The sequence below is a fragment of the Nocardia sp. Marseille-Q1738 genome (assembly GCF_965283145.1).
The window spans coordinates 296473-310954 of record NZ_CBDIMS010000003.1 but is presented as its reverse complement, the minus strand read 5'-3'; the positions used below and the strand labels follow the sequence as shown (position 1 = coordinate 310954).

The following is a 14482-nucleotide window of genomic DNA, read 5'->3' as shown; positions in this document are numbered from 1 at the left end:
ATGCCGGATGCGATGCACAGCGTGCGAGGAGAAACAGTGCGGATTGGGCGACAGCCGGGTGGCGATGGTGCGCACGGCTCCTCCGCGACGGCGCTGGCCGACCGGTTCACGGGTCCTGGCCTACCGTCCCGGCTGCTGCGGCGAGCGCTGGCCTACGTCGCGCTGACCAAGCCGAGGGTGATCGAGCTGCTGCTCGTCGCCACCATCCCGACCATGCTGCTCGCCGACCGCGGAACCGTCGACATCCGCCTGATCCTGGCGACGTTGTTCGGCGGCTGGATGGGCGCGGCGAGCGCGAACACGCTCAACTGTGTCGCCGACGCCGACATCGACAAGGTGATGAAGCGCACCGCCAAGCGTCCGCTGGCCCGCGAGGCGGTGCCGACCAGGAACGCCTTCGTCTTCGGCGTCGTCCTCGGCGCAGGCTCGTTCGCCTGGCTGTGGTGGCAGGCGAACCTGCTCAGCGGCCTGCTCGTCGTCGCGACGATCCTGTTCTACGTCTTCGTGTACACGCTGGGCCTCAAGCGCCGCACCTCGCAGAACGTGGTGTGGGGCGGCGCGGCGGGCTGCATGCCCGCGCTGGTCGGCTGGTCGGCGGTGACCGGAGGCATCGGCTGGCCCGCCATCGCGCTGTTCGGCGTCATCTTCTTCTGGACGCCGCCGCACACCTGGGCGCTGGCCATGCGCTACAAGGAGGACTACCGCGCGGCAGGGGTGCCGATGCTGCCGGTGGTGGCCACCGAGCAGACCGTCACCCGGCAGATCGTCATCTATACCTGGCTGACCGTGCTCACCACGCTGGCCCTCGTGCCGGCGACGGGCGTGATCTACGCGGCCGTCGCGCTGGTGGCCGGAGCGTGGTTCCTGCTCATGGCCCACCAGCTGTACGCGGGCGTGCGGCGCGGCGAGTCGGTGAAGCCGCTGCGGCTGTTCCTGCAGTCGAACAATTACCTGGCCGTGGTGTTCTGCGGCCTCGCGGTGGACTCGGTGCTCGGCTGGGACACCATCGGCAGCGTCTTCAGCTGATCGCGCCCACGTAGCCGTCCGGGCGCACGAGAACCCGGGAGCCCTCGGTTGCGGCGTAGGCCGTGAAAGCGTGCCCGTCGACGTCCACCACGTGCGGTCCCGCCACCGCCGTTCCCGGCCGGACCACCGCATACGCGGGCACGCCCGGCTCCGCCTCGACGGGAGCGCCGAACGACAACAGCGTCGCGTGCGGCCCGCGGAACAGGTCGAACAGCCGCACCGGTCGTCCTGCGGCATCCTTCAGTGGCGCGTCCGGCGCCCGATCACCGACGGCCAGCGCCGCGCGCACAGCCGGATCGCGGTAGCTGATATCCAACTGCTGGGTCTCCGGTCCCCGCTCGATCGCGTCCTCGTCGCCGTCGACCAGCTTGTCCAGCAGTTCGGAACTGAGCCCGAGCACCCGGGCGGCCACCATCCGGCGCTCGACCTGGTAGCTGTCCAGGAACGTGTCGTCACCCTCGAGAGCGGCGGCCAGCTTCCAGCCGAGGTTGTACGCATCTTGGATGCCGGTGTTCATGCCCTGGCCGCCGGTGGGCGGATGCGCGTGCGCGGCGTCACCGGCGAGGAAGACGCGGCCATCGCGGAACCGTTGCGCCAGACGGACATTCGGCCGCCACACCGTTACCCAGGTGAGGTCGGTGAGGATGACGTCGTCGCGCCCGCGATAGCGGTCCACGTACTCCTGCAGCAGTTCGAGGCTCGGCTGCGCGTCGCCGTTCAGCGGCGCGGCGAACTGGAACTGACGTCCACCGGGCAACGGTGACAACGCGATCCCCTCCATCGGCCGGTCGGCGGAGGCGAACCAGTAGCCGAACTCGTGGTCGAGCGCGTCGGCGCGCACATCGCCGAGCAGCATGCGGATCGACTCGTCGGTACTGCCCTCGAACGGGATGCCCAGCGTCTTGCGCACGGTGCTCTTGCCGCCGTCGGCGCCGATCAGGTAGGCGGCTCGCACGTTCTCCCTGGTCCCGTCACACTCCAGGGTCGCGGTGACGCCGTCGTCGTCCTGTCTGAAGCCGACCAGCGCGGTGCCGAGTTCCACGGACACGCCGAACTCGGCGAGCCGATCGCGCAGGATGGCCTCGGTTCTGGACTGGCCGAGCACCCACAGATTCGGGTAGGGGACTGCGGGGGTGGGCTCGACCGGTTCGGACATTCTGTGCTCGGCGACGAACTGGCCATCGAGGTGAACGCGCATCACCGGTGTCGGCATCCCCACCGCATGCACCGCGTCCAGTACTTCCAGATCGTCGAAAACCTCCAGCGTGCGCGGCTGGATGCCGTCGCCGCGGGAGCCAGCGAAGAACGTCGCGGCTTTGTCGATGATCCGCACCGGGATGTTCCGGCGGGCGAGATCGACAGCGAGGGTGAGGCCGGTGGGCCCGGCGCCCGTGACGAGAACGAGACGTGACACGACATACTCCTGATGAAATTTGATTCAGTGAAACTGAATTCAGTATTGCGGTTGGTACTTTTGCTTGTCAAGGAGGTGAGGTGGGTGTCGCTGAGTCGCAAGGAGAAGTCGGCCGAGACCGAGCAGGCGCTGAAGGCGGCGGCGCTGCGGTTGTTCGCCGAGCGCGGCTACTTGAACACCAAGATCACCGACATCACGACGGAGGCGCGCCGGGCGGCGGGATCGTTCTACAACCACTTCGCGAGCAAGGAGGAATTGCTCCAGGCGCTGCTGAGCGATCTGGCCGCCGCGGGTGACGCGCGTGCGGAAGAGCCCGATCACAACCCGGATTTCAGCGACCCGGAGGCCGTGCGCTACCACGTCGCCGCGTATTGGACCTTCGCGCGAGAGCACGGACCGGTGCTGCGCGCGGTGAATCAGGCGGCGCTGGTCAACGAGGACTTCGCCCGTATGGTCTCGCGCTTCGCCGTCCAGCAGCGCGCGGACATCGCCGACCACGTGACGGGCTTCGCCGACAAAGGATTACGGCTGCCGAGCACCCCCGACGCCAGCCTGGCGATGATGTTCCTGCTCACCCAGAGCCTGCTGGCCGCGGTCGAGGACGGCACGGTCGCGTTGACCGATGAACAGGCGGTGGACGGCCTGACCCGCTTCGTCTACCGAGGGTTGACCGGGCGCGATATCCCGGAACCCAGCTGATTCCGGCCGAAACACAGCGCCGCACAACCGGCGTCACCGAGCCATCGACACCGACTGCCATATCAATACTCAGCACATTTCCGTCGCGCAGCGCGTAGTCGAATGGAAGCCGGTACAGCGCAACGTTGTTCACCGACAGGTAGGCAGTGTTGCGGAACGGCCCGCCATGGAGCAGTCCGATCCCTGAGCCCTGGATGGGATCGCGGAATGATTGCTGGAGGCCGCCGAGCAGAAGCTGTTGGGGTAACTCGAATTCGAGACGCTGGAGAGTCTGCAGCAGGTTTACCTAGAGACCGAGGCGAGCTGGAGTAGCCGCGCGATTGCCGCTGGGTTACGCTGCGGGCTGACACGCCACCCCGAAACAGGGGTATTCCATTGTGATCCGATCGAGCGCACCATGGGAACAGCCCGGTTTGTTTATCAGGGACGTGCCGGAGGGCCGGATCCCTGTTCAGGGCAGCACAATTGGATCCCGATTCGCCACGCCCCACGCGTGCTGCCGATTCGATGACGGCGACCGGGCGCTCATGTTCGGGGCCGCGGTGAATCGACTCGTGATTGCAGGTAACCATCATGATCATTGCGAAAATTGCCGCGACAGCAGTTCTTTCCACCGTCGCACTGGGCGTCACGGCCGCGAGCGGCCATGGCGAGGCGGGTGTGGCCGGTGCCGAAATCAGCGGTGTCGACCAGGGTGTCGCGTACACGGCCGCGGTGGCATCCGACCGGTCCAGTGCGACCGTCACCCTTGCCTCGGGCTCATTCGTCCTGACACCCACCGGGGTATCCGTGGCGGCGCCGGACGGTTCGGTAATCGGCCAGGTGCCGACGACGCTGCGCAGCGTCTCGGGCCAGGAGGTGCATGTGGCGCCCGGCATCGATGCCACCGCGACGACCTTGACCCTGACACCCGTCGGCACGGCGACACCGGAGCCGGGTGCACCGCAGTTCATCGGTGACGCCGGTACCACGGTCGCCGGCGTGTTGATCGGTTGCGCCGTGGGTGCGTTGATCGGCCTGCTCTTCCTGATCGTCGGGGCCCTTCCCGGCTGTGTCATCGGCGGGATCATCGGGGGTATCGCCGGCGCCAACCAGTGACGCGACAGCTCACCTGACAATGCTCTGGTCGGCGCGGACGATTCTCCGCGCCGACCGATCCTTGCCCGGGCTCGGTCAGGTAGGTCACCCCGTCATCGCGGCGGACGTTTCCCGCCTCAACGGCCTCATCCACACCGGCGCAGTATGGCTCGACCTACGAGACTGTTCGGTTGCGGCGAGTCAGGGAATCATCGCCCGGGCGCTTCTTTGCCGTGGAAGACACCTGACGGTGAGCCACCCGTCGAGTCGCCCCCTGCTCGAGTTCACGGAAGAAGGACGATGGAACCGGTGGTCTTGCGGCCTTCCAGGTCGCGGTGGGCCCGCTCGGCCTGAGCGAGCGGATAGGTCGCGCCGATCCGGATAGTCAACGTGCCATCGGCGATGGCGTCGAGGACATCGCCCGCGCGCCAAGCGAGTTCGGCGCGGTCGCGGGTGTAATGCACGAGGCTGGGGCGGGTGACGAACAGCGAACCGGACGTGCTGAGGCGTTGCAGGTCGAACGGCGGCACCGGCCCGCTCGCCCCGCCGAACAGCGCGAGCATGCCGCGCACACGCAGCGAGGCCAGACTCGATTCGAAGGTCGCCGCGCCGACGCCGTCGTAGACCGCGGCCACGCCGACCCCGTCGGTGAGTTCGCGCACCTGATAGGCGAGCTCGTCGCCGTAGCGCAGCACCTCGGCCGCGCCCGCCGCGCGGGACAGGATCTCCTTGTCGTCGGAGGACACCGTCGTGATCACGCGCACGCCGCGTGCCGTGAGGAGCTGGGTCAGGATCAGCCCGACACCACCCGCGCCCGCGTGCACCAGCACGGTCTCCCCGGGCTCCGGCTTGTAGATGGATTCGATGAGGTAGTGCGCGGTCATGCCCTGCAACAGCGCCGACGCGGCCACCGGCGGCTCGACACCGTCCGGCACCGCGATGGCGACGGCGGCATTCACCGCGACTTCGGGTGCGTAGCTGCCCGGTGCGGAGGCCCAGGCCACCCGGTCGCCGACGGAGAACTCGGTGACGTTCGCGCCGACCTCGGCGACGACGCCGGTGCCCTCCGCTCCCGGAATGTAGGGGACATCCTGCGGGTAGCGCCCGGTGCGGATGTAGGTGTCGATGAAGTTGACACCGATCGCCTGCGTCTCGACCAGTAGCTGGTCCGGCCCGATCTGCGGATCGGGCACCTCCACGTACTTCAGGACCTCGGGACCACCATGCTCGGAAACCTGAATGGCGCGCATGAGATCCAGTTGTACACCCGAGGGGCTGGACCGCATCCTACCGGTCGGTAAACTGCCTGCCATGAGTGCTGAAACCGCCACGCCCCCGACGAAGCCGTCGGGCGCTCTCGTGGAGTCCGTCAAGGGATTCGTCGCCGATCACGGCGGCTCCGCCACGGCCGTGCTCCAGCCGATCGGGCGCACCGGCGTCCGGGTCACCCTGGTCGGCGCCGACGGCGTCCTCGGCGATCGCGTCGTCCCCGACCTGGACGCCGCCAAGGAGCTGGTTGCCACGATCGACGGCCTCACCGAGACCGACGAATGGGAGCGCGAGCTCACCTCGATCGTCACCCCCCGCAAGGGCCATTGGGCCAAGATGGCGGGCTGGGTCGCCAAGCAGACCCGTTTCCCCAAGGCGCGCAACGAGAAGTGATCGGTGCGTAGCCGGATGACGCGGCTGTCGAGCCGCATCGGCGCGGTGCTGGCCGCCGGGTGTACCGCCCTTGTCGCAGTGACGATTCCGGCGGCGGCGCAGGACACGTCGAATGCCTTGCGCGCCTGCACGCCGGGCGACTACCCGCCGTACTCGGTCGCCGACGGCGGCTACCGCGGCGTGGACGTCGATCTCGCCCGCGGATTCGCCGCCGCGCTCGGCCGCCCGATCGAATTCGTGCCCGTGACGTGGGCCACCCTGAAAAGGGATTTCGCCGAGCGGAACTGCGATATCGCCGTCGGAGGCATCTCCGACCAGCCGTCCCGCCGCACTTTCGCCGACTTCTCGATCACCTACGGCACCGACGGCAAGACCCCGATCACCCGCCGCTCGAACGGCGCCGCCTACTCGACCATCGAGGAGATCAACCGTCCGGGCGTCCGGGTCATCGCGAACCGCGGGGGCACCAACGAGGAATTCGCGCGCAAGAACTTTCCCGAGGCGCAGCTCACCCTGTGGCCGGACAACCTGACGATCTTCGGCGAGATCGAACAGGGCCGCGCCGACGTGTTCGTCACCGACGCCGTCGAGGGCCGCTACCGCGTCCGCCAGCACCCGGACCTCCAGGTACTGCACCCGGAGGCGCCGTTCGATTCGTTCGGCAAGGTGCTGCTGGTGCGGAAGAACGACGCGGTCTTGGCCACCGCGCTGAATGCCTATCTAGCGACCCAACTCGCGACCGGTGAGGTGGACCGGCTGTTCGATCGATGGATCGGTCGGAACGCGTCAGTCGGCTGACCAAATCGACTGTAATTTGCTGTGCCGCATAGCATTCCATTGCTCCGCGAGGCTTCATTCGGCGGTGCGTTGACGGACCAGTGGATATGGCAGCAGCGCCCGGCGCAGTCCGACACCTCCGCTGCCGCAGGCAGGCGCAGCCCTCAGTTCGACGCCGGGCGTTCCACATTTGTGCGGCGTGGGTGCGCCAGCAGCGCCTGCAGCGGCACCTGCGATGCCGCGCCTGCACGACGGAAGGAGGCGATCACTGCTTGCGTACGACCAATTCCAGCGCGATGTTGTCGGGATCGCGGAATTCCAGAATGTACATGGGGCCGAGGTCTTTCACGCCCGCGTGAGCGATGCCGAGTTCGTCGAGCAAGGCAGCCGCCGCATCGAGCTCCGACCGTGTGGCAAGGGCGAAGGCGAGGTGGTCGAGTCCTACTCGATCTTCGTCGAACTCGTCGCTGGCGACCGGGCGAAGTCCGAGCAGTGCATCACCCATTTGGTAGATCACGCCGCCGAAGAGGAATCCGTATCGCTCCCGCGTGGCTTCGTCTGCGTCCGCGGGACACTCCCACGCGATCGGCCAGCCGAAGACGGCGTCATAGAAGGCCCGCGACCTGTCGATGTCGGTCACTGTCAAGCGGGCATGGTCGAACGAACTGGTGGCGATCGGCATGGTCTAGATACTGTCATGATTGCCCGGCTCTGCTCAGGTGACCTGACCGCGAAGTCTTGTCAACAGCCGCTGGCAATCTCGCGCATCTGTCGCGACACCGGATCGCTGCGGTTCATGCCGGAACCGCGCCGATGCGTTTGGCGAGTCGGCCCAGGTCACCGGTGGTCAGGTCGCGGCGTGCCGAGCGCATCATGTGGCCGACCAGTTCACGAACATGGGTCATTCCCCGGGCTTGCTGGGGTGCGATGTGTTCGGCGCGCAACAGTGCGTACAGGGAGCTGCGGTAGTCGCGCCGGAGCGCGTGTGCGCGGCCGATTTCGACGAAGGTGCACCGGTGGGGCCAGCTCGGTCAGCTTGTCCAGAACTTCACGCAGCGTTTCCGGTGCCGGGCTGCTGCCGTTGGGCGGTATCGGTTCCAGAGCTTTCCCGGCGGCCTAATGGATCGACACTGTGGTGTTGTGGAACGCGGCGATCCACCATTTCCCGTCCCGTTCGATCGTGACGACCGTGCCGTGATTACTGAATGCCCGATCCGGGGTCGTCGTGTCTTGCCGGACATGAACGACGGCCACGTCAGAGCTCAGTCGGTTTACGGAGAGAATCGAAATATCGGTCGACCAGTCCACGACCGCGTGGGCCAGACGTTCTGTGTGGTACGCGAACAGTTCGTCCCATCCGCGGACCATCCGGCCGTCGGGGGCGACGAGAACCGCGTCGGCAGTGAACCGAGCGTCGAGGAGTTCTGCGTCTTTGCGGTTGAAGCCTTCCACGATTCCGGTGATCAGTTCCTGTAACTGCACGGCATCGGCCTCATCGGCCACAGCGCTGAACGCATTGGGTCGGTCGGACATCTTCATTCCATTCGTCGTGGTTTCGGGTGGGTGCGCTCTGGCGTCACAGAGCATTGAGAAAAGCGAGTACTGCGTCATTGACCTCGGCGGGCCGTTCCTGTTGAGTCCAGTGACCGCATCCGGGCAGCACGACGGCCGACTTCAAGTTGGGCACCAGGGGCGAGGTGCCCGCGATCAATTCGCGTGCACCGGGCAGCGCCGCGGCAGAATCTAGGTCCCCGGCGATGTAGAGGGCGGGCGGTTGTACCACGGCGCCCTGCCAGGCCGCGGTGAGCGCCCAGTTCCGGTCGACATTGCGAAACCAGTTCAGTGCACCGGTGAATCCTGTGCGTGCGAAATCCGCTGCATAGACTTCGATATCGTCTTCGGACAGCCATTCCGGTAGCTGCTTCGGCTCGGGCCAGGTGTCCAGAAGTCCGCCGCCGTCCGGTATGACTGGATTCCACGGATAGCCGTCACCCGACGCGCCGTGTAGCGCTCGACGCACTGTGGCGTGTGGGTCTTGCACCAGCTCTCGATCGGCGACCCCGGGGCGCTGGAAGTATGCGATGTAGAAGTTGTCCCCTACGGTCGCCCGCATCGTCGTCAGCGGGGGGACCGCAGGCCTGGGCCCCTGCGGCGCCCCGAGCGCCACCACCGCCCGGATCCGATCCGGCCGCATCAGGGCGCTGTGCCAGGCCACCCCTGCGCCCCAGTCATGGCCGACTACCACCGCCTGCTGTTCCCCCAATGCGTCGATCAGGCAGATGACGTCACCGACAGTGTGCAGAATCGTATAGTCCTCAACGGCCTCCGGCCGGTCGGTCTCCCCGTATCCGCGCTGATCGGGTGCCACGGCCCGATACCCCGCAGCGGCCAGAGCCACCAGTTGGTGGCGCCACGAATACCACGACTCCGGGAAGCCGTGCAGCAGCACCACCAGCGGCCCTGTCCCGGCTTCGGCGATGTGCATACGAATGGTGCCGACCTGCAGGTATCTGTGCACTATCTCGGGCACCGTTTCTCCTCTCATTCCAGAATTCCTCGGCCACAAAACGGCTTGGTTTCTTCGGCCCTTGGCTCCATTTGCGTGATCGGGTCGGTGATTCGGAGCAGCGCTCGCGTCTACGACCGAACATCCGCACGCAGCGGCGCCAAGGCATCGGCCCACGTGATGATTTGATCGAGCATGCGTCGCAAGACGGGCTCGTGGTGCTCCGCCGGTGCGAAGTCGGCGCCGTCGATGAAGTCCGTGAACACCGACAAGGCGATCTGATCACGCACGTCGGCGATGTGCAGCTCCGCCATTATCAACCGCAACTGTTCGACGGCCCTGGTGGCACCGAGCAGGCCATATCCGACGAAGCCCGCGGATTTGTTCCGCCACTCGTCATATAAGAAGTCGATCGCGTTCTTCAGCACACCCGGGATCGCGTGGTTGTATTCCGGTGTCACGAAGACGTACCCGTCGTAGGCGGCGATCGTTTCCGACCATCGCCGCGTGTGCTGCTTGGCGTAGTCCGACCCCATGGCGGCAGGCACCGGCTCATCGAGATGCGGCAGGTCATAGTCGGCCAAGTCGATGAGATCAACGGTGGCGTCGGTCCGTTGAGACGCCAGCTTGTACACCCATTCGGCGACCATCGGTCCTCGCCGGCCCGGCCGGGTGCTTCCGATGATGACCGCTATTCGGGTCATGGCATATCCCTTCCAAGTCGCGTATCGGTTGATCGTTGGAGTTCCAACGATATCAAACGTTCGTTGGGTATCCAACGAATGTGATAGCTTTCCTGCGTGGACGAGCCGACACCCGACCCGGCGCCCTACCCCCCGGCGCGGTTGCGTGGATTGACATCGTGGCTGCTGAATCACGCCGCCGCCCGCGCCAAGCGTGTGGTCGCCGCCAAGGCCGGTCACCGCCCAGGCGTGCGGATGCGATACGCCATCCTCGCCGGCCTCACCGAGTACGGCCCGCTCAGTCAGGCCGAACTGTGCCGCAGACTGGGAATCGATCGCGGCGATGCCGTATCGGCGCTCAACAGCATGGAACGCGAGGGAGTCACCCGCCGCATCCCCGACCCGACGGACGGCCGACGCAATATCGTCGAAATCACCTCGACAGGCACCAAGGTCCTGCTCGAACTAGATGCTGTCGTCAACGCGGCCCAGAACGAACTGCTACGCAACCTGACCGAACAGGAACAAGCCCAACTCAATGCATTGCTGCTGAGACTGATTGATGTCCCTGCAGAAGGCCCGAACTGATGCACGTGCCACGACGTGCGTCTGGATTTCGCGGCCTGCGCAAGCGCGGCGCTCAGAAACCTTCGGGGTGAGGGGAAAGCCAGCGCGCGTATTGGTGCATGAGCGTGTCACGTTCGGCGGTGGTGGGCAGCAGGACATCCGTGCCGCCGTCGTAGGGATGGTGAATCCGCCCCAAAGACAGGTCAGCGATCATGACCCCTGCGGTGGTGTCGTCGGCGACGGCGCGCAGAAGGTCGTCTGCAGCGCCGCACTGCCAGGGGATCTGGCTGACGAACAGGTGGGTGTAGGCGATGAACTCGGCGTCGGTCTCGGTTGGGTCATTGCAGACCGAGGTCCAGTAGCGGGCACCGGGATGCCATTGTGCATGCTCATCGGGCCGCGCGCCTGGCTCAGCACGGTTGGACCAGTCGCACGTGATGAGGTAGACCTCTTGCCCAGCGAACAACTCGTCCAGGACCGTGTTGTACCGGTCGAGCACAATGCTGTACTCGTCAGCAGTTCCTGGATAGCGCTTCGACCCAGGCAGGCTATGGAACCGCACCCATCGATCCCGATAGGCATGTTTCAGCTCGTCAGCCAATGGGGGACACCGCGGCCAATGTTGTTGCCAGAGCTCCAATAGTTCGCCACCACACATCCGATCACAGTATCCGCATTCGAAGTGCGTCGACCACGAGCATTTGGTGGCACGTTTGCTGGTCAGGCTGCGGTTATATGCCGATCAGTCGCTGGAGCGATTCCGCAGCTGCCCCACACCCCAGTACACCAACCACGCGGCGACGCCGAGGTAGACGAAACCCGCGGCGACCACCATGATGCCGTAGTCCACTGCCCACCCGGGGACCTCGACCACCGCGATGAGCGCGGCGACGATCATCACCAGGCCCAGGACCAGCGCGATCGGCGCGAGGGGAGCGAGCTCCTTGTCGCGGTCGTCGGGAGGTGGCTGGTCGGGCATGCGGTGAAGGCTCCTACTCGCGGTCCTAGCGTTCACGGCAGATGACAACCGGGTTCGGGGCGTGGTGCAGGAGATTCTGGCTGGTCGATCCGACCAGAAGTCCGGTGAGACGGTTGTGCCCGCGGCTGCCGGTCAGCACCAGCTGCGTGCTCTCGGCGTATTCGAGCAGCGCCTGCGCGGGCGTGTTCTTCTGGACCACTTTGGTGACGGTGGTGTCCGGGTACTTTTCGCTCCACCCGGCCATGCGCTCGGACAGCAGTTCCTCCTCCTGCTGGGCCAGCGTCTCCCAGGCGTCCGGCACCGGAGTCCACTGCAGCAGGTCGGGGTCGTTCCAGGCGTGCAACGCGACGACCTCGACGTCCAGCGCCGACGCCAGCTCGAACGCCTCGCCGACCGCCGCGGTGCTGGCGAGGCTGCCGTCGACGCCGACCAGCACCGGCCGCCCGTCCGGCAGCGGCTGGTCGGTGCTGCCACGCCACACCGTCACCGGGCAGGCCGCCTTGTTCGCGACCGTCAGGGTGGTTGATCCAAGGAGCAATGTGGTGAGCCGGTCGCTGAAGTTCGCCGCGACGACGATCATGCGTGCGACGGCGCTGTGCTCGATCAGCTTGCGTGCGGGCATGCCGTCTTCGACGAACTGGCGGATTTCCACCCGCGGCTGATCGGCGCGTACGGCCTCGAACGCCTCGTCGAGCTTGTTCTTCGCCGCGGCCCGGAGTTCGGGCACCAGATTGATGCCCGACGACGAGGTCAGCGGGTAGTCGAGGGTGGGGGCGACGCCGAGCAGCACAAGTGGGGCGCGCAGGCGATTCGCGATGGCACCCGCCCAGCGGGCTGCCGCCAGCGCGGTGGCGGTGCCGTCGATTCCGACGACGATCGACTGGCGATCGGCGAGCGTGCTCATCTGTTCTCCGGTTGATCGCTGCGACGTGGTTGACTTCACAGTTGCAGCCGACCCCCCGCGCCGAACGGGGTCGCCGGGCCTCGATGACAGGGACCTAAGACCCTTCATTGGGGGACCAGATCTTCGGTGCGGACCGGGTTGCTTCCTGGTAACCGGCGCCCACGTGGGTGACCGGCCACCCGGCCCGTGCGGCAGTCCGGACCCTAGCGGGCGAACCGGTCGATGGCCCGCAGGATGGCGGTGCGCATGGCCGGGCTGCCGGTGTGCCCGGAATCCGCGATGACCTGCAATTCGGCATCGGGCCAGGCCTGCGCCAGTTGCCATGCCGTATACAGCGGACCGCTCAGGTCGAGCCTGCCGTGGATCAGCACGCCGGGGATGCCCGCGAGCCGGTACGCATCGCGCAGCAATTGCCCGTCCTCCAGCCAGGCGGCGTTGGCGAAGTAGTGCGTGCAGATCCGCACGAAAGCCAATTGCCCCGCGTCCGGCTTGGCGCTGTATTGGCCGGGGCTGCCGAGGTTTTCGTGGGCGATCACCGCGTCTTCCCAGGCGCACCAGCGCCGCGCCGCCAGCTCCCGCGTAGCCGCGTCGGGGCTTTCCATCAGCTTGCGATAAGCCTCGACGAGGTCGCCGTCGCGATCGGCGAGGGGAACTCCGGCGCGGAAGCTCTCCCACTGCTCGGGCAGCAGCCGCGCGACGCCACGATAGAGCCAGTCGATCTCTTCGGGTCTGGTCATCGTGACCCCGACGAGCACGATCTCGCTGACCCGCTCCGGGTAGCGCTGGGCGTAGGCGAGGATCAGCGTCGACCCCCAGGAACCGCCGTACAGCAGCCACCGATCGATGCCGAGGTGCTCGCGCAACCGTTCCATGTCGGCGATCAGGTGGTCGGTGGTGTTGTGCGCCATGTCGACCGTGGGGTCGGAAGCGTGCGGCAGACTCTCCCCACACCCGCGCTGATCGAACAGGACGATCCGGTAGACCTGCGGGTCGAACGACTTCCGCGCGCCCCGCCGTCCTCCGCCGCCGGGGCCGCCGTGTACGACCAGTGCCGGTTTGCCGGTCGGATTACCGCTGGTCTCCCAGTAGATCCGCTGGCCCTCCCCGACGTCGAGCAGCCCGTGGGCGTACGGGTCGAGGTCGGGAAACGGCTGCGGTGCTTCGGGTTCCGGGTCAGGCGTGGACACGGACGACCACGGTACCCGCGGACGGCGCTCAGGCTGCCTGCGTCGCGGGGGCCGGTGCGCCGACCCGCTCCCTGGTGCGCAGCGAGGCCCAGAGCGCCGCGGTACCGGCGGTGCAGGCCGCGGCCCCGCCGACGTGCACGACGACCAGCGCCGCGGGCACATCGGTGAAGTACTGCACGACGCCGATCAGCGCCTGCGAGCAGACCAATCCGAGCAGGACCAACAGCCGGGTGCGTACCGCGGGGGTGATGCCGACGGCGAACAGGCCGAAGGCCAGGCCGATCAGCAGCGCGAGATATCCGACCAGCAGCTGCGAGTGCAGGTGCACCAGCGTGACGATCTCGACCTCCAGCCGCTCGACGGGCCGCTCGATGCTCTTGTCGCCCGCGTGCGGACCCGCCGCGGTCACCAGGGTGCCCGCGATCAAGACGGCGCCGAGCGCGACGCCGGTGAGCCCGGTGAGCCAGCGCAGCGGCGCGGGCGCCTGCACGGTGTCGACGCCGTCGTCGGGTTCGCCGATCTTGGCGTACAGCACCACCGCGAGCCAGACCATCACCATGGACGCGAGCAGGTGCGTCGCGACGGTCCACCACAGCAGTCCGGTGCGCACCGTGATACCGCCGATGATGGCCTGCACGACCGTGCCGCCGGGCATCAGCCACGCGTACGCCAACACTTCGCGGCGTCGCCGCGCGCGGGTCACGGCGAGCACGATCAGCCCGGCGCACAGCGAGACGACGAAGGTGAGCAGTCGATTGGAGAACTCGACGGTCTGGTGGATCGCCGGAACCTCCGACACCGCGACCGGCGTGAAGCTGCCGGGGAAGCACTGCGGCCAGGTGGGGCAACCGAGACCGGACGCGGTGACTCGCACGACGGCGCCGGTGACCGAGATGCCCGCCTGGGAGAGGATCACCGCGACCGCGATCAGGCGCTGCACCCGCAACGAGGGCAGCGGCAGCTTGTCGACGAGTCGCAGGAACGCGCGATACAGCACGTCG

At 67.0% G+C, this 14482-nt stretch carries 17 protein-coding genes; 6 read left to right on the top strand and 11 right to left on the bottom strand.

Annotation, left to right across the window (positions count from 1 at the left end):
* Positions 1-93 precede the first annotated feature (93 nt).
* Positions 94-1026 carry a heme o synthase gene (locus ACWPXK_RS14925; RefSeq protein WP_454197045.1) on the top strand — a complete coding sequence of 311 codons (933 nt, stop codon included), beginning with the start codon at positions 94-96 and terminating at the stop codon, positions 1024-1026.
* Here the strand turns inward: ACWPXK_RS14925 and ACWPXK_RS14920 are convergent.
* Positions 1019-2440, bottom strand: coding sequence for an FAD-dependent monooxygenase (locus ACWPXK_RS14920; protein ID WP_454196714.1), 1422 nt, complete (start codon positions 2438-2440; stop codon positions 1019-1021). The two genes, ACWPXK_RS14925 and ACWPXK_RS14920, sit on opposite strands and share 8 nt — an antisense overlap.
* 84 nt (positions 2441-2524) lie before the next feature.
* Here ACWPXK_RS14920 and ACWPXK_RS14915 point away from each other — a divergent pair, with 84 nt between their 5' ends.
* Both ACWPXK_RS14915 and ACWPXK_RS14910 read left to right on the top strand, forming a co-directional pair.
* Positions 2525-3139: a TetR/AcrR family transcriptional regulator gene (locus tag ACWPXK_RS14915; protein ID WP_454196713.1), complete on the top strand. Its 615-nt coding sequence runs from the start codon at positions 2525-2527 to the stop codon at positions 3137-3139.
* Positions 3140-3712: 573 nt separating this feature from the next.
* Complete coding sequence (locus ACWPXK_RS14910; protein WP_454196712.1) at positions 3713-4237, top strand: hypothetical protein; 525 nt, start codon at positions 3713-3715, stop codon at positions 4235-4237.
* 263 nt (positions 4238-4500) lie between these two features.
* Here the strand turns inward: ACWPXK_RS14910 and ACWPXK_RS14905 are convergent, their stop codons facing one another.
* Positions 4501-5466 carry a quinone oxidoreductase family protein gene (locus ACWPXK_RS14905; protein ID WP_454196711.1) on the bottom strand — a complete coding sequence of 322 codons (966 nt, stop codon included), beginning with the start codon at positions 5464-5466 and terminating at the stop codon, positions 4501-4503.
* Between the two features lie 61 nt (positions 5467-5527).
* Here ACWPXK_RS14905 and ACWPXK_RS14900 point away from each other — a divergent pair, with 61 nt between their 5' ends.
* Positions 5528-5878, top strand: a complete 351-nt coding sequence (locus ACWPXK_RS14900) for a hypothetical protein (RefSeq protein WP_454196710.1) — start codon at positions 5528-5530, stop codon at positions 5876-5878.
* A gap of 3 nt (positions 5879-5881) precedes the next feature.
* A complete protein-coding gene (locus ACWPXK_RS14895) occupies positions 5882-6676 on the top strand; it encodes a transporter substrate-binding domain-containing protein (RefSeq protein ID WP_454196709.1) in 795 nt (264 codons plus the stop codon).
* A 244-nt stretch (positions 6677-6920) separates the two neighbouring features.
* Here ACWPXK_RS14895 and ACWPXK_RS14890 read toward each other — a convergent pair whose 3' ends face one another.
* The 4 genes from ACWPXK_RS14890 to ACWPXK_RS14875 all read right to left on the bottom strand — a co-directional run bounded on the left by ACWPXK_RS14890 (position 6921) and on the right by ACWPXK_RS14875 (position 9865).
* Complete coding sequence (locus ACWPXK_RS14890) at positions 6921-7337, bottom strand: VOC family protein (RefSeq protein WP_454196708.1); 417 nt, start codon at positions 7335-7337, stop codon at positions 6921-6923.
* Positions 7338-7771: 434 nt separating this feature from the next.
* Positions 7772-8194: an SgcJ/EcaC family oxidoreductase gene (locus ACWPXK_RS14885; protein WP_454196707.1), complete on the bottom strand. Its 423-nt coding sequence runs from the start codon at positions 8192-8194 to the stop codon at positions 7772-7774.
* 37 nt (positions 8195-8231) lie between these two features.
* Entirely contained in the window at positions 8232-9185 is a 954-nt protein-coding gene (locus ACWPXK_RS14880) for an alpha/beta fold hydrolase (protein WP_454196706.1), read from the bottom strand.
* A gap of 107 nt (positions 9186-9292) precedes the next feature.
* Positions 9293-9865 (bottom strand): NADPH-dependent FMN reductase, encoded by a 573-nt coding sequence (locus ACWPXK_RS14875; protein WP_454196705.1) that lies wholly within the window; start codon positions 9863-9865, stop codon positions 9293-9295.
* Positions 9866-10015: 150 nt separating this feature from the next.
* On the opposite strand from ACWPXK_RS14875, the gene ACWPXK_RS14870 reads away from it, so the two are divergent.
* Entirely contained in the window at positions 10016-10432 is a 417-nt protein-coding gene (locus tag ACWPXK_RS14870; protein WP_454196704.1) for a MarR family winged helix-turn-helix transcriptional regulator, read from the top strand.
* Between the two features lie 52 nt (positions 10433-10484).
* Here ACWPXK_RS14870 and ACWPXK_RS14865 read toward each other — a convergent pair whose 3' ends face one another.
* The 5 genes from ACWPXK_RS14865 to ACWPXK_RS14845 form a co-directional block, all read right to left on the bottom strand.
* Complete coding sequence (locus tag ACWPXK_RS14865) at positions 10485-11012, bottom strand: DUF3885 domain-containing protein (protein ID WP_454196703.1); 528 nt, start codon at positions 11010-11012, stop codon at positions 10485-10487.
* 141 nt (positions 11013-11153) lie between these two features.
* Positions 11154-11390: a hypothetical protein gene (locus ACWPXK_RS14860; protein WP_454196702.1), complete on the bottom strand. Its 237-nt coding sequence runs from the start codon at positions 11388-11390 to the stop codon at positions 11154-11156.
* Positions 11391-11415: 25 nt separating this feature from the next.
* Positions 11416-12294 carry a universal stress protein gene (locus tag ACWPXK_RS14855; protein WP_454196701.1) on the bottom strand — a complete coding sequence of 293 codons (879 nt, stop codon included), beginning with the start codon at positions 12292-12294 and terminating at the stop codon, positions 11416-11418.
* Positions 12295-12497: 203 nt separating this feature from the next.
* Positions 12498-13481, bottom strand: a complete 984-nt coding sequence (gene pip, locus ACWPXK_RS14850) for a prolyl aminopeptidase (RefSeq protein WP_454196700.1) — start codon at positions 13479-13481, stop codon at positions 12498-12500.
* Positions 13482-13509: 28 nt separating this feature from the next.
* Positions 13510-14478, bottom strand: coding sequence for a COX15/CtaA family protein (locus ACWPXK_RS14845; RefSeq protein WP_454196699.1), 969 nt, complete (start codon positions 14476-14478; stop codon positions 13510-13512).
* Positions 14479-14482: the final 4 nt, after the last annotated feature.